Raw genomic sequence first — 20,075 nt, forward strand, 5'->3', positions numbered from 1 at the left:
ACGGGGAGAAGGGAACCAAATACTCTCCCGGAATCATCATGCGTTCTTCTCTCCGCATTGGTAATGGCTGTGGCTTCTGGGGCGACAACGTCGATGCCCCCATCGAACTCGCTCGCGATGGCAAGCTCGATTACCTCACACTCGAATACCTCGCTGAATTGACCATGTCGATTCTGGCCCTACTCAAGCAGCGCGATCCGCAATTCGGCTACGCTCACGATTTCCTCGGCGTGCTTAAACGCCTGGTGCCTCACCTGCAACAACAGCCACCATTGAAAGTCATCACTAATGCAGGCGGCATGAATCCGCTGGCATGTGGCCAACAGGCTCGCACCATTCTCGACCAGTCTGAACTCAAAAGTTACAAAGTCGGTGTGGTCACTGGCGACGATCTGCTGCCTCGACTCGATGAACTGCAAGCTGCCGGGCATCCGCTCATTAATCTCGATACCGGTGAACCGCTTGAAAAGATTCGTTCCAAGATCGTTTCCGCTAATGCCTACATGGGTTCACAGCCCATAGTCGAAGCATTGCAGCGTGGTGCCAACGTCGTCGTCACCGGTCGTGTGGCCGATGCCTGCTTGACCGTCGGCCCGGCTATTCACGAGTTCGGCTGGAAATGGGACGACTGGGCCAAGCTCTCCTCCGCCACGGTAGCAGGACACTTGATTGAATGCGGAGCCCAGGCGACCGGCGGCTTGTGGGAACACTGGAACACGACGCCCGACTTCGCCAATGTAGGCTATCCCATTGCAGAGTTCGCTCCCAGCGGCGATTTCATCATCACCAAGCCGGAACGCACCGGCGGAGTTGTCAACCTGCAAACCGTGGCGGGCCAGTTGCTTTATGAAGTCAACAATCCTGCTGCCTATTACACTCCCGATGTCGTTTCCGATTTCACCAGCATTGCACTGAAAGACCTGGGCCAAAACCGTGTTGAGGTTACCAAGGCTCAAGGCAAACCTGCACCCGACAAGCTCAAAGTCTCCATCGCCTACCGCGATGGTTTCATGAGCAGTGGCACCCTGGCCATTTACGGTGGCAATGCTCCCGAGAAAGCACGCCAGGCTGGGCAGGTGATTCTTGATCGCCTCAAACGGGCTGGCTTCACCTATGCCCGTACCAATATTGAAACCATCGGTGCCGGTGCTGTCGTGCCGCTCGGCAATGACAAGAGCCAGGCTACAGAAGTGATGCTCCGTGTGGCAGTGCACGATCCGAACAAGGCTGCGGTCGAACGCTTCACCAAGGAATTCGCCCCGCTGGTGACCGCTGGCCCGCCCGGTACCACCGGTTATACCACCGGCCGACCCGCCGTCCGCGAAGTCTTCGCCTACTGGCCCGCTCTAATTGAGCGGTCAGTGGTGAAGCCACAGGTGGATATACTTTAGGAGTATGAGGAATAACTTCTCCCCTCTCCCCACGGGGAGAGGGGGCCAGGGTGAGGGGTTGATAATCGTATTCAACCCGATTGTGTAAGAACAATCTGGTTTAACATGGAGAAGAAACCCTCATCCCTAACCATTCTCCCCAAGGGGGAGAAGGGAACCAAACAGTACAGAGACTACCATGCAAACCATCCCCCTTCACGACATCGCACACAGCCGCTCTGGCGACAAGGGCAACCATGCCAACGTTGCTATCCTCGCGTACACTGCCGCAGGCTACGACTGGATCAAACAGCATGTGACGACGAATGCGATTGAGCAGTTCTTCGCTTCACTCGGCTCCAGCAAAGTGGAACGTTTCGAGGCGGCCAATGTGAACGCACTCAACTTCATGCTCTACGATGCCCTGGGTGGAGGTGCCAGTCGTTCCCTCCGCATTGATACTCAGGGTAAAGCCCTGGGCCAGGCCGTGCTCCAAATGCGTATTCCCAAACCCGACAACCTCGATGCCATGACCTATTCAAAACAGTGAGATACTTATGTCCTCTTCCGTCATCCTCATCAATCATCAGCCTCATGCCACGATCATTGCCATCAATCGTCCCGAACGGCGTAATGCCCTCAACCGCGAACTGGTAACCGCATTGACCAATGCATTCCAGGCCGCGTTGACCGATCAGAGCCGCTGCCTGATTCTGACTGGTACCGAAAAAGCCTTCTGTGCAGGCATGGATCTGGCCGAGCTATCCGAAACACTCGATAAACCCGATGAAGCCCAGCGGGTCCATGAAGATGCAGGCAGGCTTTCGAACCTGTTCGAATTGATCTATTCCCACCCCAAGCCGACGATTGCTGCCGTGAACGGTGCTGCTGTAGCAGGTGGTGCCGGGCTTGTCTCCGTCTGCGATCTGGCGATAGCCGACCCCGGTGCCAAACTGGGCTATCCCGAAGTAAAACGTGGACTGGTCGCTGCCATGGTAATGCCCCATCTGCTCCGTCTGGTCGGAGAGCGGGCCGCCCGCGACCTGCTCCTCACCGGCCGACTCGTTGATGCCAGCGAAGCCTTCCGTATGGGCTTTATCAACGAAGTGGTGGATGCCAACCTCACTGCCAATGATGAAGCACTGGGCATCAAGCCGGCAACCTCAGCTCTCGACCGTGCATTAGCCATTGCCAAAGAACTGGGCGAAAGCTCTCCCAATGCGTTAACCATCACCAAAAGACTGCTTGCCGAATGCCGTGCCGGTGCCGCTGCCAACTCCGGCCTGGCCCGCGAAAGTGCCGATGCCCGGCTGCACATTGAAGCCAAATCAGGCCTCAAAGCGTTTCTGGATAAGAAACCTGTGCCTTGGGTGAAGCCGTAATCCCTGCTCGTTTCACCCAACTTCCAAAATCCATGATTGACAAGCCTCACCCGCTCGCGTAGTCTCTGCCTGAAGAGCATTACCCAACCAGCAGGAAAGAACGTCGATGAACAGTGGAAATATGCGGCTTTTTATTGCGTGCTTCATTGCACTCATTGCCACGTCGTTTGGTTTCATCATTCGTGCCCTGACGATGGATACCTGGGCAGCCGAATTTGGCTTCAGCGAAACACAGAAAGGTGAAATCTTCGGCGTTGGCCTCTGGCCCTTCGCGATCAGTATCGTTCTCTTCAGCCTGATCATCGACAAAATCGGTTATGGAAAGGCAATGTTCTTTGCCTTCATCTGTCACCTTGGTTCCATTGCCCTCACCATCTACGCTTACAAATTCAAGCCTGCCGCCGGCTTGCCTGCCGCTGAAGCAGATCAGATGCGGCAATCAGCCTACTGGATTCTTTACTTTGCCAACTTTATTGTCGCCTTGGCCAATGGCACCGTGGAAGCAGTGATCAATCCCGTTGTAGCCACCATGTTCTCTCGCGATAAAACCAAATGGCTCAACATCCTGCACGCAGGTTGGCCCGGCGGACTGGTCCTTGCCGGCTTGCTAGTCATCGGCATGAAAAACTACGCTCCTGAGCTTCAGCTCATTCCCGATGCTCCCGTCTGGTGTACGCGAGTGCTATTGCTGGCTATTCCTGTCGTTCTGTACGGCTTATTGATGCTGGGCTGCAAATTCCCCGTTAATGAGCGTGTTGCAGCGGGAGTTTCCTACCGCGATATGCTCAAGGAAGTCGGCTTCCTGGGCGCTCTGGTGGTTACCTCACTGATCGTTTTCGAAGTGACCCGCGTTCTCGAAGGCATGGATGCAGTCAAGTTGTTCGGCGGTGCTGAGTGGAGCAAGGTGGTCTATACGCTTGAGTTAGGCAAATTCCAGTTCCCCATTGAAATGAAACTCGCTGTCAAGCTCGGCATCATTCTCGGCATCAGCCTGCTCTTCGGTCTGTGGGTACTTTCCCTGGGCCGTTTCATGTTCTTCTTCCTCATGCTAATCATGATTCCGCTGGCTATCACCGAACTGGGTACCGACACCTGGATCACCAGCCTGATGGAACCTGAAATGGCAGCCCTCGGCATCAGCATGGGTGTAGGCAAACTCGATCCGGCCTGGGTGCTCATATATACCTCAGCCATCATGATGATCCTGCGACTCTTCTTCGCAGGCCCCATCGTGCACAAGCTCACTCCGCTGGGTCTGCTCGCAGTCAGTGCCTTGATTGCCGCTGTTGGCCTGATGGCACTCTCCAAATCGACAGGCATCATGATTCTGGTGGCTGCGACCCTCTATGGTTTTGGCAAGACTTTCTTCTGGCCAACCATGCTGGGCGTGGTCTCGGAACAGTTTCCCAAGGGTGGTGCCCTCACGCTCAACATGATGGGTGGCGTGGGTATGCTTGGAGTCGGTGTGCTCGGTGCTGCCTTGCTCGGTAACATCCAGGATCAGAACATTGATTCCACACTCAAGAAAGAACACACCGCACTGCACGACAAGGTGATGGGACAGACCAAGGCGAGTCTGTTTGGCCCATATCAGCCCATCGATAATGACAAGCTGGCCAAACTCTCGGACGATGACAAAAAGACGGTCAAGGATATTCAGGATGGCTCCAAGAAGAGCGCTCTCTTCTCGCTCACTGATATTTCCGTCGTCGTCTTCCCGATCTTCATGCTCGTCTGCTACCTCATCCTGATCCTCTACTTCAAGGGCAGGGGAGGCTACAAGGCAGAACTGCTCCCCACCGGTCAACCCGCCGGCGGCTTCCACTAAAAAATCCTCTTCCCCATTTAGCCCCCGACTCTTCAAGTCGGGGGCGGGTGCGTGCGGTGATGATTGTCAACTACGATATTCCCTTGCAATAACATTACACCTTCGCGCGGTCACGCCCCCGGCCCGAAGGGCCGAGGGCCAAATAGCATCGGAAATTCCACCGCAAATACCAATGCAATCACAACGCAAAATTCTAAAATGCGAGTATGCCATCAGGTCGTTCACTTACATTTCTCGGTACAGGTACGTCAACCGGTGTTCCTGTTCTCGGTTGCGATTGCAAGGTGTGTACCTCCACCAACCCATGCAACCATCGTTATCGCAGCAGCGTGCTACTGAATGTACCGCAAGGCAGAATCCTCATCGATACACCGCCTGAACTGCGTCTGTCGCTGCTGCGTGAGAAAGTGCCTTTCGTTCACGCTATCCTGCTCACCCATTTCCACGTCGACCATCTCTATGGCCTGGATGATGTCAGGCTGTTTCCCCGTCATCTGGAAAGACCGCTGCAGGTTTACTGCAATGAGGAAACTGAAGCGGTAGTCCGCAAGGTCTTCGCCTATGCCTTTGCCGACGGCGTGGAGCATCTGCCTCGAGGTATGTTGCCGCAGATTCAGTTTATTCGAGTTGAACCGGGCGTTCCGTTTGAAGTGCTGGGCGAAAAAATCACACCGGTATACCTGGAGCATGGAAGGTTCAATGTGCTCGGCTACCGCATCCACAACCTCGCCTATTGCACGGATGTCAGCAGAATACCCAACAACAGCAAAGATCTACTCACCGGGCTGGATACGCTGATTCTAGATTCACTACGGCGTCGGCATCATCCCGCCCATCTTTCGCTGGAACAGGCAATTGATACGGTGCGGGAACTGCAACCGAGCAAGGCTTATTTCACGCACATCAGCCATGAAATGGATCATGCCGAAATCAGCAACGAATTGCCAGAGCATATTAAGTTGGCATACGACGGGTTAAAAGTGGATTTCTAAAGATGGCTACTCACGCGATCATCATGGCAGGTGGAGGCGGAACGCGGTTCTGGCCACGCAGTCGGGCTGCCAGACCCAAGCAGTTTTTGAAACTGACTGGCGACCGTTCGCTCATTCAAATTGCCTTTGACCGGATAGAAGCGATAGCCAGGCCGGAACATCGCTGGGTCGTCACGGGCAGCAGCATGGCAAGCCTGGTGCATGAACAGTTGCCTGACTTGCTGCCAGATCGCTTGGTGCCTGAACCGATGGGGCGCGATACCGCAGCCTGCATCGGCGTGGCTGCTGCACTCGTTGCCCAGGCCGATCCTGATGCGGTCATGGTGGTAACCCCGGCAGATCATGTCATTGAGCCGATTGCATTGTTTCAAAAGGTAGTCTCTGCAGCGGTGGAACTCACCCAGGAACATCCACAGGCATTGGTAACATTCGGTATTCCGCCAACCTATGCCGCAACAGGCTTTGGCTACATCGAACGAGGAGAAAAGTTGCCAGGCCGCAGCGGCGTCGAAGCTTTTCGCATCAAGGCATTCAAGGAAAAACCCGATGCGGTAACAGCACAGCAGTATATCAATGCGGGTTGTTTTTACTGGAATTCCGGCATCTTTGTCTGGCGTGCTGCCACGATTCTGGCTGAACTGAAGCGGCTGCATCCCACCTTGCATGATGCGGTACAGCGAATCGCAGCAGCCTGGCCCACGCCCGATCGGCTGGAAGTCTTTCGCAGGGAATTTGAACCGCTCAAACGCATCAGCATTGATTATGCCGTAATGGAACATTGCCAGCAGGGTCTGGTGCTACCTGCCCCATTCAGTTGGGATGATGTAGGAAGCTGGCAGGCCCTGGAACGACACTTCCCGCAGGATGAACTTCACAACACGGTCATCGGCGCTGAGCATATCAAGCTCGATACCAGTCGATGCATTGTGATGGGTGACCACACTACCGGCCAGATCATCGCCACGGTGGGTGTGGAGGATTTACTGATCGTTCGCGAAGGCCCCTACACGCTGATTGCCCGTCGCGATGATGAAGCGGGCATCAAAAAACTGGTCGAGCATCTCAAGGAGAAAAAACGGGAAGATTTGCTTTAAAGACAAGTGCTCGGTGCTGAGTGCTCCGTTCTCAGTGAGAATAGGATATTTTGACATTTCCTAATGAATTAGCCACTAAGTTGAGCACTGAGCACCCAGCACTGAGCACTTTGTATTCTCTGGCCTTTCACCCCTGTTTCCCTACATTATTAGTTCGTTAGTTAGACAATATTAGCAGAAGCCGCGCCGTGGCGCGGCATTTTTGTCGGAGTAGTCAGCAATGGCGAGCGAAGTCCTTGAGACACCTGCAAGCACCGAGCCTGAGAAGCCCAAGCCGCTCACCCAGGAAGTTACCATTCAGGATGCCGGCCCCTGCCTGAAGCATGTCAAGGTAGTGGTGGCTGCCAACGACATCAGCGAGCGCGTTCAAAGCAAATTCAAGGAAATGATGCCAGAAGTGCACACCCCCGGCTTCCGCCCAGGCAAGGCCCCTCGCAAGCTGGTCGAAAAGCAGTTCCACAAGGAAGTGACAGATCAGCTCAAAGGCGAACTGCTGCTCCAGAGCCTGGAACAACTGGCTGATGATTACAAGCTCAACCCCATTTCTCAGCCTCAGATTGATCCGTTCAAGGTCGATATGCCCAAAGACGGGGCACTCACCTATGAATTTGATGTCGAAGTCGCACCGGAGTTCGATCTGCCCGATTACAAGGGGCTGAAGATCAAGCGGCCAACCCGAACCTTCACTGATGCTGACATTGCCGACGCCCAGACCAAGTTCCTGCGTCGCTTTGCTACCACCGAAGACAAAGATGGCCCTGCTGCTATGGATGACATTGTCGTCGCTGATGTCGTAGTGAAAGACGGCGACAACCAGCTTTCCACCTTCGAAAACCTGCAGCTGCGAGTCGATCCTCAGTTGGCCTTCAAGGATGGCATCGCTGAGCAGTTTGGCAAGAGCATCGTAGGCGCCAAGCCAGGCGATGAGAAAATCGCTGACATCACTCTTTCCAACGCACTGGCTGATGAAAACCTGCGTGGCAAGAAGGTGAAAGGCCATTTCAGCATCAAGAGCGTTTCCAAAGTCGTGATGCCTGAACTGAGCGAAGCATTCCTCAGCGAACTGGGTGTAGACAACGCCGATGGACTGAAGGAAAAGATCAAGGAAGCACTCGAACGCCAGTTGCAGTATGAACAGCGCCAGCAGGCCCGCAGCCAGGTGCTCGAAATCCTGGCTGGTTCCGCCACCTGGGATCTTCCCCTTGATCTGCTCCGCCGTCAGGCTTCCAAGACCCTCAATCGCCGCGTCATGGAAATGCGTAGCTCAGGCTTCTCGGAACCAGAAATTCGCAGCCAGCTGGCACTCCTTCAGCAGGATGCGATGGCCACCACAGCTCGTGGCTTGAAAGAATACTTCGTTCTGCAGAAGATTTCCGAAGTTGAGAAGATTGATGTTGAAGATGATGACATCACGCAGGAAATCGAAACCATGGCTGAGGCCAGTGATGAATCGCCTCGCAAGGTGCGTGCCCGCATTGAACGTGAGAACATGATGGAAGCCCTCATGACTCAAGTTCTCGAACGCAAGACCCTCGACTTCGTCCTCTCCAGTGCGGTCTATGAAGATGTTCCCCTGGATGCCAAGCCCATGGCGAATGTTGCCTCCATCGAAGGCAGTGCATCAGGCAGCGAGGAAGAAGTGCTTCCTGCTCTGGAAACCGCTGAAACCGAGAAAGAAAAAGAGTAAACACACTCTACTATTCAGAAACCCACGGACTGCTGTCTGTGGGTTTCTTCGTTTTACTTTCGAATATTGGGAAACCGAACCGAATAATCTTCAATCGGGCACTGAACCACTACCCTGCGTCGTTCCCGCCAGACCACAAACGTGGCTGGTTTGCCGATGGGCAAACTGCTGATCATGTTAATACAGTGGTTTTCATTGCGAATAACCTGCTGATTCACCTCCAGAATAACATCACCTCGCTGCAACCCGGCATTACCAGCCGGGCCATCGCGGCGGACATCTTCAATCAAGGCTCCCCAGCCTCGGTCGAGTCCCAACTTCAGTGCCTCAAAGGGTTCCAGTGAAACCGCCAGTTGTACGCCAATGTAACCTCGTGATACAAAGCCCTTGTCAATCAATTGCTCTGCAGCCTTCTTGAAATAATTGATGGGAATGCTGAAGGAAATACCATTGCTGCCACCACTGGGCGATGCAATAGCGGTGTTGATGCCGACCACTTCGCCCTTGAGATTGATCAATGGCCCGCCACTGGAACCGGGGTTGATCGCTGCATCGCTTTGAATGAAATCCTTGATGTGAATCTCGGAACCCAGGCTGACCTGTCCACGCCCCAAAGCACTGACGATGCCATGCGTAAGAGATTGGCTGAGACCGAATGGCGAACCGATGGCCAGTATCCATTGCCCCTGTTGTAACTCATCGCTGTTCCCAATAGCTGCAGAAGCAAGGTTATCATTGGTATCAAGATGCAGCACAGCAATATCTGCAGCAGGGTACGTCCAGACCTTTTTGGGTTTGATCAGCTTGCCATCCGCCAGTTGCAGAATGATATTCTCAGGTTGCGAATACTCGACAATATGGTTGTTGGTAAAGACATAGTAGCCTGGCCGGTTATCGAGTTTGACAATGACGCCCGATCCTGAATCTTCCAGTTGCTTCTTGACGCTTTGGACAGTTTGTGTTTTACGCGCTTCGATGGAAACCACCGATGGAGCCAGCTTCCTGGCAACCAATTGGAAACGTTCGCTGAGTGCTACCACATCGGTGACAACCGGTGGCGATTGGGCAATACTCCACGAACTGGAGATGCAGAAGACTGCGGTGATTATCAGCAGGCGAATCATGGCAATACTCCGCAGACAAAAGTAACCTGACAGCCCATGCAAAAAGTCATGCGTTCGGGTGCCACGGTTTGCGTGTACTCACGCTAACCGTGCAATTCACCGCAGAGTAACTATTGTGGGCTTACCTGGATGCCATTGTACCTGTTCAAGCCGTCTGACTCAGGATCAGTTGCAGCAGAATCGTGGAAAATGCAGATATAAAAGACTGCAAGCCGGTCGAAACCGACCGGCTTGCCCAGGTGTTACAGTTTGTCAGTTAGTCATGTTCCAGCGCAGCCAGATCGAGCTTGCTGGGTTCGTCGTGGTAACGACGGGCAGAATCGTAGACATTTTCCCAGTTACCACGTCGATTGTCATGGAAATCAGCTGGGTTCCTTTCGAGTTCCCGCTGACAGGGCATGCAATACACACTGTAAGGCAGTGCATTCAGCCGTGCCACTACGATTTTCTTCGAGCAATGCTCGCAGATACCGTAGGTCCCGTGTTTAAGCTTGGAAATCGCCTTCTCGATGAGCGTCAGCTCACGAGATTCGATCTCCGCAAGGGAGCTGTTCACTTCCTCAGCGCCGCTGTCAAACGCAGCGTCGGCTTCATCGCCCGTTGAATCGCCTATATTCAAATCGGCCAAATCCCGTGCCAGGATGGCGCGGAGAGAATCTCGACGTTCAACCAGGCGCTGATGAAGCTTCAGTAAAGCATCATTTCGTGCCATAGTTGTTCTCCTCAAGGTGATAGACCAGTTGTTGAGACATTATTCGCCAAACCAGCGAGAACGTTTCAACTAAAAGGTGAATTGACAGGAGCAAGGATCATGCCATTCACTGGAGAATTGTTGTTCTGCTGGTCAGTTTTTGGATATACTGCCGCAGGATTCGTTTCTTCTTGTCTCACACTAAATGCGCGACAGGGAGAAACTTGCAAGCCTTGTATCACAATCAGGCAATCCTTTGCCAATTTGGCACATCATTCTGGTGCAGTGCGGTTCGTTAAGCTGTAACTTAGCGTTGTGTTGTTGTCCAACCCTAGCGCACTTTACAGGCTCATGCTGTGAGAAATGCCATATTTCAATGAAATACCATGGCAACGAAATCACTTCCACTGCCACGAGTGGTACCATTAACACCATAGACGATGGGAATTTGAATTAGTTCAGCATAATCGTAAAAATCATGATTGCTTAACTATTGCATGGAGCAATGAATCGACTTCTCCCATAGGAAATCCCGCAAGACGTGTGCCACGGTTTGCGTGCACGCTAACCGTGCCAATTCATTACATATAAACGTTTGCGGGCTGAATGAGTCATCGTTTATCCGCAATCCGGTACAAATGGCTTCTCGTGCGAAGTATCAAACTGTTATCAACAATAGCAGGTGAGGCATTGCCACCGGTTTCCAGCTTATTTTCCGCTAATAAGCGGTATTCCTTGCCCGGAGCCAGCACCAGTGTGTTGCCTTCCTGATTCATGAAAAACAGCTTTCCATCTCCATAGACCGGCGAGGCCCAGAAGTTACCTGCATGCCGTTTCTGCCAGAGTTCCTTGCCATTGCTGGCATCGAGACAGGTTACAATACCTGCATCGCTGATCATGTAAATGAAGCCATCGATTAAAATCGGAGAACTACGCTTGGGAACCGTTTTAGTATTGGTCCATGTCGGCTTACGTTCTGCAGAACCAGTATCAGGCACAGCAATCAGATTGCTGGGGCCATCACCTGTAGTGAAATAAAAGTGTCCCAGGCCATGCAGTACCCTGGCAGACGCATTCATGCCACCATGCCGTACATGCCAGAGTTCTTCACCCGTTTTCGGGTTATAGGCCATGCTGGCCACTGCTCCTGGGCTGATCATCTGCACAACCCCGTTGATCTTGAACAATCCCGGTGTGCTGTAGGCCTTCTTGTTGTCGCCGTTACTGGTCTTGTAGTCCGTGCTGCGCTCTTTCTTCCAGACGGTTTTGCCGTCAGTTTTACTGATTGCAGCAAGATACTGCTGATCCACACCATCAAAACTCAATAGCAGCAGGTCTTCAAATAAGACGACCGAAGAGCCTGGACCGCGAAAGTGATCGCAGGGAAAGTCGCGACGTTCCCAAACCTTGGCGCCATTAACAGTATCCAGGCAGGCTGTGCCATATGAACCAAAGTGGACATACACCCGACCCGGTTCGATGGCTGGCGAACAGGAGGCATAGCTGTTCGTCGCATGGCAGAACTCAGGCTTCTCCACATCAAACACCTTGATGTTGTGAAGAATAGAACCTGATTGAAGATCAACGCACACGGCATATAGTTGCTTGCCATCTTCCGGAGCGGTGGTCAGCCAGATTTGATTGTTTAGAACTACCGGTGAAGACCAGCCTTTGCCATGAATGGCCGTCTTCCATCGGATGTTCTCTTTCTCACTCCAGGTTTGTGGAAGCGTGGTACCTGGTGCAGCGTGGCCAGTTCCATGGTTGCCACGATATTCAGTCCAATGGTCACCCGCTGTGAGGGCAACTGTCACGATGCATAAGAGGATGAGTACCAGACCGTTACGCATGTTAACCTTCAGGAACAGCTGAGGAACCGGATGCAGAGTGAGATGATGGTATAAGCTTGCGGGCAAACACTGTGAGAAGGGCGATTAACGCGAGGCCTGCCAGTGTACCCCACCAGCGCCGCTGCTGAACCTCTTCATGGGTACGGCCTGCAGCTTGCTCTGTCATTTGAGATTCGATGGTAAAGGCAACTTCGGTACGATGTCCACCCCCGGCATGAACCTGCAGAACATATTTTCCTGGATCAGGTGCGGGCATGGTGCACAGTCCACGATCATCCGTCTTCGATTCGCGGATAACTATGTCGTTCTGCAGGATTCGCACGTTTGCCAAATCAGCTGGAGTATCATTATCGAACCAGGCTTCGATCTGCAACTGGTTCCCTTGCCGCTCTACTTTAGCGCAAAGATCGTGAAGAACAAAAGTAAGCAATAGAAGAAATACCATCATGACATGGTACAAAGTACGACGGAAGATTTGAAACTAAATCAATTCAGAGACGGGATTTCCTTCTACCAGATACTGTGGCCTGCCGGTTGGATCATTGATGGTGGTCTTGGTGGTATCGATTCCCAGCACATGATAGAGCGTGGCTACAATGTCCGCGAAATGTACCGGTCGATCCTTGGCATATTCTCCCAAACGATTCGTGGAGCCGATCACCTGTCCGGTTTTCAGTCCTCCACCAGCCAGCAATGCGCAACTGACCTGTGACCAATGATCGCGGCCTGCTTCCTTATTGATGCGGGGAGTGCGGCCAAATTCGCCCCAGACAGCGATACAGACATCGTTCAGCATGCCCCGCTGTTCCAGATCTTCTATCAATGCGGAAAGGCATTGATCCAGCTTGGCACCATGATCTCGTACCAATTGGAAGTTCTGGCCATGGCTGTCCCATCGACCATAGCTAAGAGTAACTACACGCACACCAGCTTCGATCAGACGGCGGGCAATCAGAAATTGTTCGTTGCAGGTTGGGGCGCCATCGTACTGGAACTGATAGGGCTTACCATCACCATAGCGATCACGTATTCGTGGATCTTCCTTCGACAAATCAAGGGCATCCACCAGTCGGCTGGAGGTGAGCACATCAAAAGCACGCTGGCTGGCGTGGTCAGCGCCTGCCAGGATGCCTGAAGCATCAATTTCCTTGCGCAGTCCGTCAAAACTGCTGCATAGCTTGCGACGGTCATTCAGTTGTTCGAGGGAAACGCCTTTGAGAGTCATATTGGCCATGCCCGGGCCATCTGGCTTGAACGGGGCATAGGTTGGCCCCAGAAAGCCATACGCACCCGGGTCTGACCATGGGGTATGCTGCGTGCGTGCTGCCAGTCCCACGAAACTCGGTACCGCAGGGTCAACCGGTCCCAGCAGCCTGGCTGACGCTGCCCCGATGCTGGGCCGGCCACCCAGAGCAGTCAAGGCACTCGGGCCATTGCTCGGCCAACCGGTAAAACACTGATGCGATGCATGTTCATCACGCAAGCCCACCACAGAACGAATCACTGCACAATGATTCATCTTCCGGGCCAGCCGAGGAAACACCTCACAGATTTCGATGCCCGAAACATTGGTTTTGATGGGCTTCATTTCCCCCCGAATTTCGGAAGGTGCATCCATCTTCAGATCAAAAAGGTCCTGATGAGGCGGCCCACCACCAAGAAAGACGTTGATGACTGCTTTGTGTCGGGTGGCCTTGTTATTGGCATTGGCCTCATTCTGCATCAGGGTGGAAAGGTTCAGCCCACCTGCCAATACACCTAATCCGCCAATTTTCAGGAAGTTGCGTCGAGTAACACCATCGCAAAGCGTGGAGGAGGATCGACCAAAGAGGGTGAGCATGGAGTTGTCTCCGCGTCAGGCAGTCAGGTAGGCAGTTAAGTGCAGCAGGGTCCGTAGGAGCTGGACCGGTCAGCAGAACACCTAATTCATTGTCGTCTTTAAGGATAGCCGAACTGCGATGAATTGCAAGTGAGAACTCAGTTCAGACCCGGCTTCTAGACATTAAGCCTTTTAGAACCCTTCCAGGTGTTTCAAATGAAACAAGGCGAAGCAGAGCTTCGCCTTGTTACATGGATAATGGGGATGGCGGGTAGCTTATCTCTTCGTCTCGAGTGCGGTTTCTGCAATTCTCACTACACTATCTACCATAAAATCAATCTCTCGCGTATCCGGCACACCCGTCCAGACTTTTCTGATCTCACCACGATGATCTACCAGGATCATGGTTGGGACAGTATTGATATTCAATGCTTTGGTTACCAGGGTCCCGTCAGGCAGTTTATTCTTGAATGATCTTCGATTCTGTTTGTAGGCTGCCAACCCTTTGGCAATGACCTGCTCATTGGTATCGGTATTAACGCCAACCATAACGAAGGGGCGACCATTGTGCCGTGTGATGAGTGAATTATCGTAGAAAAACATACTCACACAATCAGGTGAATGATACCCCCAGAAGCTGATCAGCACGACTTTGCCGTCATTTTCTGAAAGTTTCATGCTCCTTCCATCGAGGTCTTCACCCACAATATCAACCATCTTGCTGCCAGCCTTCAGTAGTGAGCTGTTCGAAGTGGTATTGAGCGCACCCGGTGAGGGAGGATTTGATGCCGGTGCTGAACCAGTTCCTGTTCCGTTCGAATTCACATTGAATGAGCCGCCACCTGGTTGATTCGTGTTACGATTAGCAGGTGCCTGGCGTGAGTTATTATTCTTAGCTGGAATATTTCGGTTAACAGCAGGCTTCCAGTTTGATCCAGCATTCTCCACTGATGGTCGCTGGGTTGCTGGTTGTCCAGAACTATTGCTCGAAGGAGCAGTGCCAGGAGGAACCTGATTATTGGAAGTACCTCCAGAAGTAACTGGTAATGGTTGCCCACCTCCCAGAGTTGGCCGGTTGGCAGGAGAAGTGTTCGTGCCGATTCCAGGAGCATTGGTGTTGTTAGTGTTCGATCCGGGTACTGGACTGCTGCCAGTGGTAGGGTCATCGTAGTTGGCACTTCGTCCCAACGCACCTGTTCCAACGTTCGAATTACCGGTGTTGTTTCCGGGATTATTTTCTGGAGGCTTCGACGCCAGTTTGTCCTGTGATGAATCAGAAGTACCAGAATTGGAAGTCGTTGGAATGCCTGGTGGTGGATCATTGTTACCTGGTATTCCCGGAGGTGTATCGGTTGATGGCTTCTGAGCAGTTTCAGGATCAGCTTGAGGTTTTTCCTCCTTATCATTCTTGTTATTACCAAGAGTGATGCGTCCGAAACTATTGCCGGATCCTACATCTGTTCCGGGTTTGGGATTCTGATTATTAGCAGCATTCCTGTGAGCCTTTTCAATATCTGTCTGCATGCGCTTGATGATGTCCTCAGCCTTGTAACTGATCTCTTCTTTGCGCTCTGCACTTACACCAGAGAATAGTGCTACCAACCCCCAAATGCCGCCTACAAGAATGAGCAACGAAGCAGCAATGACAATCCACTTCGTCATATCGCTCTTGCTCTGTTTCTTTTTGAACTTCTTGCTTCGTGGCAACTTCTTGGTAATCCGCTTGGTTGAAGCGGTGTCATGAACCCTGACGTCGGCAGTCGTGTTGGCAAAAGAACCCGTTGTCGGCTGTTCAATCGGAGCAGTGCTGATGTCATTCAGTATGGTCACATCGGTTATCAGGCTTGCCGTTGGATTGGTCAGACTTCGAAGTGCAGAGATGACTTCATCCGGCGTTGAAAACCGTTGTGAAGGCTGTTTTGCAAGCATCCGGGTGACAATCTCAGACAGGGCAACGGGGATTTCGGGCCTGATGTGATGAACCGGGGTAGGCATCTGCAACTGATGCTGCACCAGTTTCTGCGCAGGTGTGCCATGGACTGGTGATTGACCTGTCAGAAGTACATGGGCTGTTGCACCCAGACTGTAAATATCTGCACGAATGTCGATCGCAGCATTGGCGATAGCTTGTTCGGGCGAAACAAAATCAATTGACCCCTGCACATCCTTGCCTTCCGACAGGTCTGCTGTCAGGTTATCGTCCCTCTTCTCTAACGATCTTGCCAATCCAAAGTCGAGAATCTTGACTTGCCCGGATTTTTCCAGGAGCAGATTGGCAGGCTTGATATCGCGATGTACAAAACTACGCTCGTGGGCATGCTGCAAGCCGCGACAAACCTGAATCAGAATATTGCAGACAGCTTTCCAGGGAAGGAACCCTTTTTTCTCCACCAGTTTCTGCAGATTGGTGCCATCCACATATTCCATGACCAGGTAATGGCAGCCTTCGTGCTCATTCACATCATGTGCTTTGACAATATTGACGTGGTCCAATGTCGCTACAGAACGTGCTTCACGATAGAATCGCTCAACCGCCAGCTGATCCTTGAGTCGATCTTCGGGGAGGATTTTGATCGCAACCCGTCGTCCCATTTTCTTGTGTTCGGCCAGGTAAACAATACCCATGCCACCCACACCCAGTTTGCTTTGAATGTGATAGGGGCCTATGGTCAAGCCTTTGTACTTTCCGGCTTTGAGGAACTTGGCCTGAAATTCCGTGAGAAGCTTGCTGCGTACGAAGAACTGGCACAGTCGCGCGGTATCATCCGTATCGCCTGAGTAATTCATCAAGGCGTCGTCGAGTTCTTTCTGCGTCAGCAATTCACTCTTTTTCAGACTTTCAAGGAATGAATTAGCGGTGTCAGTTGGCATAGCGACCTCCTGTGGAAGGATAGGTCAGTCATCAAGTTAAGGCAAATACTGTAACCTGAGAAAATAAAAAAACATTACCCTCTCTTCGAATATCATTTTTGATGTGATTACTCGACTGATATGCTGATCAATAGTAGTTCTTCCAGGTAATTGGTCATAAGCCACGCTGTCGCGAGACATGGAGCAATTGAAAATGCCACAAGCGGTATCTCCAGCCCTGCATGCTCTCCTTCATGGCATTATAGACTATGCTGGTATGTTCCCTCCAGCACATTTATCCTGTTTTGCTGCGATTGAGAAGTTTCAGCAGTATTTACAACATGAACATGCCTGGATGCTTCGATGGTTTGTAATCAATTCTACTGACATGAATAAAGTATCGGCAGAGTTGAAGTCGCATTTGTCGGTGTTGGCTGAAGACGATGTTCAAGGCGTCGCTGCAGTCGAAACGAGACGGATACTTGCCGTTGATAAACCAGTCTATTGTGAAGTGCCACTCAATGATTTAGCTAAGGTAAAAGAAACAGGTTGCTTCGCCAAAATACGGACAGGCAGTGTTAAGCCGGAAGGTATACCAAGTGTCGAAGTTGTGGCAGACTTCATCATCCAATGTGCTGAGTTACGGTTGCCATTCAAGGCGACAGCAGGATTGCATCACCCGGTGCGTGCAGTCTACCCATTGACCTACGCACCAGATTCACCTCGTGCCACCATGCACGGCTTTCTGAATGTCTTCATGGCTGCATCGTTCGCCTGGCATGGGGATCGAGATATTCTTCCCATACTGTGTGAAGAGGATCCCGATGCATTTCATTTTGATCTACACCTTGCGTGGAAGGATCGCACGCTTAGCCAATCCCAGATTCACGAAGCAAGAAAACAGTTTGCCCATGCCTTTGGGTCATGTTCCTTTGAAGAACCTGTTCAAGACCTGCAAGCACGAGGATGGTTATGATTGATCAGACACATGATCCCGCATTGCGAAGCTGGGTGGAATCAGCGAATAAACCGGATTGCGATTTCCCCATTCAAAACCTACCGTTAGGTGTCTATCAGCCTCGTGGTGGTTCGCCTCGCATTGGAGTCGCCATTGGAGACAGCATCCTCGATGTCAGCAGTTGGCTGCCTGGGCAGACACTCAATCAGTATTGTGCGATGAATGTTGAAGATCGGCAGGCACTTCGATCTGAATGGAGCAGATTGTTATCCAGCGACTCGAAGAAAACGAATCTGCATTTACAGTCTGAATGCGAGATGCTGTTGCCCATGGCTATCGGCGACTTCACCGATTTTTATGCATCCATTCATCATGCCACCAACGTTGGCAGCATGTTTCGTCCAGATAATCCCTTGTTACCCAATTACAAGCATGTGCCTATTGCCTATCATGGGCGATCATCGACTATTGTGGTGAGTGGCACTGATATTCGACGACCCACGGGACAATTGGGCGAAGGCAAGTTTGGGCCAAGCCAGGAACTCGATTACGAAACCGAGTTGGGAGTTTATCTTGGCCCCGGCAACAAACAGGGTGAGCCGATACCAGCAGGTCAGGCGAGGAAACATCTGGTTGGCGTCTGTCTGGTCAATGACTGGTCGGCACGCGACATTCAGCGTTGGGAATATCAGCCATTAGGCCCCTTCCTTGCAAAAAATTTCGCAACCTCCGTTTCTCCGTGGATGATAACCTTGGAGGCGCTGGAACCGTTTCGAACAGAAGCATCAGCACATGATGTTCCTGTTTTGCCTTACCTGAAAGAACCAAGCCAGGGTGCGTTTGATATCACGGTTGAAACGCTGCTCAAATCCAAATCCATGAATCAACCTCATTTGGTCAGTCGAGCATCGTTCGCATCCATGTATTGGACACTGGGCCAGATGCTTACCCATCATGCATCGAACGGTTGTGCAATTCGCCCCGGCGACCTGATCGCCAGCGGCACCATTTCCGGACCAGATAAAAGCAACCGAGGCTGTCTTCTTGAACTGACCTGGCGTGGGAAGGAGCCTTTGGTTCTCCCAGATGGTGAGCAACGCACCTTCCTCGAAAATGGGGATGAGGTTGTGATGACTGCATTTTGCCAGCGTGAGGGCTACGTTCGAATTGGCATGGGTACGTGCCGGGGAACCGTAGTTTAATCCGCATTCCGCTGGCATCCTGCAAAGAACCAGTTATGCTGTTCAAAGAATTACACCAGCAGGATCATGTATGATCGAGAAATTACTGGAACCATTGCCTCATCCTTATGAACAGCGTCGTGATCGTCTGGCCAGCATGATCGAGAAGATTGGCCTGCAGGGAATTCTCGTTACCAATCCAACCAATGTTCGATATCTCACCGGCTTTACCGGCGACTCTACCTACTTGCTGCTGAATTCCTCGTTGACACTTCTGATCAGTGATGGGCGGTATACTCAGCAGTTGCAGGAAGAGTGCCCCGGCGTTGAATTGTACATTCGCCCTGCCGGGCAAAAACTTCCAGCCGCTGCCATCAGTCGGTTACAGAAAACGGGTTGGAAAAGTATTGGCTGTGAAGCAATACACCTGACGATCTTTGAATTCGAGATGTATCGTTCCGGATTGCCTGCTGTTCACTGGAATGCATTGGGAGATGCAGTCGAACAGTTACGCATGATCAAAGATGAATCGGAAATTATCGCTATTCAGCATTCTATTCAGGTTGCTGAACAATCATTTACCCGATTCAAACAGTACTTAAGGCCGGTAGATAGTGAACTGGCCCTTTATCATCGCATAGAGATGCTCTTGCGTGATGGTGGTGCAGAGCAGGGCAGTTTCCCGGCAATTATTGCTGCAGGTCCTCGTGCCGCCTTGCCTCATGCACCTCCAACCAGGCAAATTATTGCAGAACAGGAATTATTGCTGGTCGATTGGGGTGCTCGAACCGATGGTTATGTCTCTGACTTGACCAGAACCTTACCCCTTCATAAAAACATAACTTCAAGGCTGAAGCCAATCTACGACGCTGTGCTGGTCGCTCATGAAGCTGCTGCAGCTGCCATCAAACCGGGTATTCCTGGTTCTGCCATTGATGTTGCTGCTCGCACTGAAATTGAAGCTAGGGGATTGGTTCCCTACTCGCATGGTTTAGGACATGGCATCGGCCTCGATGTTCATGAAGCGCCACAAATGAGACTGGGTATGGAGACCATTCTCCAACCCGGAATGGTGGTGACGATTGAGCCTGGTATCTACCTCCCTGAATGGGGAGGAGTGAGAATTGAGGATAACTATCTGATTACTCCCGGCGGTGCCCAGCGACTCTCCACATTGCCAAGAGATTTTGAAGCAATGGAAGTCTACTGGTCATAACCTCCGGTTGGATATTGAAGATTTACGCTTTTA

General features: G+C 51.9%; 16 protein-coding genes. 10 read left to right on the plus strand and 6 right to left on the minus strand.

The window, feature by feature from the left end; all coding sequences use genetic code 11:
• The first annotated feature begins 38 nt into the window (after nt 1–38).
• From JNJ77_09085 to tig, 7 genes are all read left to right on the plus strand, one after another.
• Nucleotides 39–1,391, plus strand: coding sequence for a DUF1446 domain-containing protein (locus tag JNJ77_09085; protein ID MBL8822726.1), 1,353 nt, complete (start codon nt 39–41; stop codon nt 1,389–1,391).
• Nucleotides 1,392–1,569: 178 nt separating this feature from the next.
• Complete coding sequence (locus JNJ77_09090; GenBank protein MBL8822727.1) at nt 1,570–1,920, plus strand: hypothetical protein; 351 nt, start codon at nt 1,570–1,572, stop codon at nt 1,918–1,920.
• 7 nt (nt 1,921–1,927) lie between these two features.
• Nucleotides 1,928–2,752 (plus strand): enoyl-CoA hydratase/isomerase family protein, encoded by an 825-nt coding sequence (locus JNJ77_09095; protein ID MBL8822728.1) that lies wholly within the window; start codon nt 1,928–1,930, stop codon nt 2,750–2,752.
• Between the two features lie 106 nt (nt 2,753–2,858).
• A complete protein-coding gene (locus tag JNJ77_09100) occupies nt 2,859–4,580 on the plus strand; it encodes an MFS transporter (GenBank protein ID MBL8822729.1) in 1,722 nt (573 codons plus the stop codon).
• 206 nt (nt 4,581–4,786) lie between these two features.
• A complete protein-coding gene (locus tag JNJ77_09105) occupies nt 4,787–5,572 on the plus strand; it encodes an MBL fold metallo-hydrolase (protein MBL8822730.1) in 786 nt (261 codons plus the stop codon).
• A gap of 2 nt (nt 5,573–5,574) precedes the next feature.
• Nucleotides 5,575–6,666: an NTP transferase domain-containing protein gene (locus JNJ77_09110; protein MBL8822731.1), complete on the plus strand. Its 1,092-nt coding sequence runs from the start codon at nt 5,575–5,577 to the stop codon at nt 6,664–6,666.
• Between the two features lie 220 nt (nt 6,667–6,886).
• The gene (gene tig / locus JNJ77_09115) at nt 6,887–8,353 is read left to right on the plus strand and encodes a trigger factor (protein MBL8822732.1); all 1,467 of its coding nucleotides are present in this window, start codon (nt 6,887–6,889) and stop codon (nt 8,351–8,353) included.
• A 53-nt stretch (nt 8,354–8,406) separates the two neighbouring features.
• Here the strand turns inward: tig and JNJ77_09120 are convergent, their stop codons facing one another.
• The 6 genes from JNJ77_09120 to JNJ77_09145 all read right to left on the minus strand — a co-directional run bounded on the left by JNJ77_09120 (nt 8,407) and on the right by JNJ77_09145 (nt 16,708).
• Complete coding sequence (locus tag JNJ77_09120) at nt 8,407–9,477, minus strand: trypsin-like peptidase domain-containing protein (GenBank protein ID MBL8822733.1); 1,071 nt, start codon at nt 9,475–9,477, stop codon at nt 8,407–8,409.
• 256 nt (nt 9,478–9,733) lie between these two features.
• Nucleotides 9,734–10,189 carry a TraR/DksA C4-type zinc finger protein gene (locus JNJ77_09125; protein ID MBL8822734.1) on the minus strand — a complete coding sequence of 152 codons (456 nt, stop codon included), beginning with the start codon at nt 10,187–10,189 and terminating at the stop codon, nt 9,734–9,736.
• 590 nt (nt 10,190–10,779) lie between these two features.
• Entirely contained in the window at nt 10,780–12,018 is a 1,239-nt protein-coding gene (locus JNJ77_09130) for a PQQ-binding-like beta-propeller repeat protein (GenBank protein MBL8822735.1), read from the minus strand.
• 1 nt (nt 12,019) lies between these two features.
• Nucleotides 12,020–12,466 (minus strand): hypothetical protein, encoded by a 447-nt coding sequence (locus JNJ77_09135; protein ID MBL8822736.1) that lies wholly within the window; start codon nt 12,464–12,466, stop codon nt 12,020–12,022.
• 33 nt (nt 12,467–12,499) lie between these two features.
• Nucleotides 12,500–13,858, minus strand: a complete 1,359-nt coding sequence (locus JNJ77_09140; GenBank protein MBL8822737.1) for a DUF1501 domain-containing protein — start codon at nt 13,856–13,858, stop codon at nt 12,500–12,502.
• A gap of 255 nt (nt 13,859–14,113) precedes the next feature.
• On the minus strand, nt 14,114–16,708 hold the full coding sequence (locus tag JNJ77_09145) for a protein kinase (GenBank protein MBL8822738.1): 2,595 nt from the start codon (nt 16,706–16,708) through the stop codon (nt 14,114–14,116).
• Between the two features lie 193 nt (nt 16,709–16,901).
• Here JNJ77_09145 and JNJ77_09150 point away from each other — a divergent pair, with 193 nt between their 5' ends.
• The 3 genes from JNJ77_09150 (at nt 16,902) to JNJ77_09160 (ending at nt 20,042) form a co-directional block, all read left to right on the plus strand.
• Entirely contained in the window at nt 16,902–17,663 is a 762-nt protein-coding gene (locus tag JNJ77_09150) for a hypothetical protein (GenBank protein ID MBL8822739.1), read from the plus strand.
• Complete coding sequence (fahA, locus tag JNJ77_09155) at nt 17,654–18,847, plus strand: fumarylacetoacetase (GenBank protein ID MBL8822740.1); 1,194 nt, start codon at nt 17,654–17,656, stop codon at nt 18,845–18,847. The genes JNJ77_09150 and fahA overlap by 10 nt, the downstream gene beginning before the upstream one ends.
• Before the next feature lie 70 nt (nt 18,848–18,917).
• On the plus strand, nt 18,918–20,042 hold the full coding sequence (locus JNJ77_09160) for an aminopeptidase P family protein (protein MBL8822741.1): 1,125 nt from the start codon (nt 18,918–18,920) through the stop codon (nt 20,040–20,042).
• Nucleotides 20,043–20,075 lie beyond the last annotated feature (33 nt).

This window comes from Planctomycetia bacterium (assembly GCA_016795155.1).
In the GTDB taxonomy this organism is placed as follows: domain Bacteria; phylum Planctomycetota; class Planctomycetia; order Gemmatales; family HRBIN36; genus JAEUIE01.

Coding starts and splice junctions, on each gene's coding strand:
- JNJ77_09100 (MBL8822729.1), top strand. CDS start 2,859: ATGAACAGTGGAAATATGCGGCTTTTTATTGCGTGCTTCATTGCACTC.
- JNJ77_09095 (MBL8822728.1), top strand. CDS start 1,928: ATGTCCTCTTCCGTCATCCTCATCAATCATCAGCCTCATGCCACGATC.
- JNJ77_09125 (MBL8822734.1), bottom strand. CDS start 10,189: ATGGCACGAAATGATGCTTTACTGAAGCTTCATCAGCGCCTGGTTGAA.
- JNJ77_09085 (MBL8822726.1), top strand. CDS start 39: ATGCGTTCTTCTCTCCGCATTGGTAATGGCTGTGGCTTCTGGGGCGAC.
- JNJ77_09135 (MBL8822736.1), bottom strand. CDS start 12,466: ATGATGGTATTTCTTCTATTGCTTACTTTTGTTCTTCACGATCTTTGC.
- JNJ77_09150 (MBL8822739.1), top strand. CDS start 16,902: ATGCCACAAGCGGTATCTCCAGCCCTGCATGCTCTCCTTCATGGCATT.
- tig (MBL8822732.1), top strand. CDS start 6,887: ATGGCGAGCGAAGTCCTTGAGACACCTGCAAGCACCGAGCCTGAGAAG.
- JNJ77_09145 (MBL8822738.1), bottom strand. CDS start 16,708: ATGCCAACTGACACCGCTAATTCATTCCTTGAAAGTCTGAAAAAGAGT.
- JNJ77_09090 (MBL8822727.1), top strand. CDS start 1,570: ATGCAAACCATCCCCCTTCACGACATCGCACACAGCCGCTCTGGCGAC.
- JNJ77_09110 (MBL8822731.1), top strand. CDS start 5,575: ATGGCTACTCACGCGATCATCATGGCAGGTGGAGGCGGAACGCGGTTC.
- JNJ77_09140 (MBL8822737.1), bottom strand. CDS start 13,858: ATGCTCACCCTCTTTGGTCGATCCTCCTCCACGCTTTGCGATGGTGTT.
- JNJ77_09160 (MBL8822741.1), top strand. CDS start 18,918: ATGATCGAGAAATTACTGGAACCATTGCCTCATCCTTATGAACAGCGT.
- JNJ77_09130 (MBL8822735.1), bottom strand. CDS start 12,018: ATGCGTAACGGTCTGGTACTCATCCTCTTATGCATCGTGACAGTTGCC.
- JNJ77_09105 (MBL8822730.1), top strand. CDS start 4,787: ATGCCATCAGGTCGTTCACTTACATTTCTCGGTACAGGTACGTCAACC.
- JNJ77_09120 (MBL8822733.1), bottom strand. CDS start 9,477: ATGATTCGCCTGCTGATAATCACCGCAGTCTTCTGCATCTCCAGTTCG.
- fahA (MBL8822740.1), top strand. CDS start 17,654: ATGGTTATGATTGATCAGACACATGATCCCGCATTGCGAAGCTGGGTG.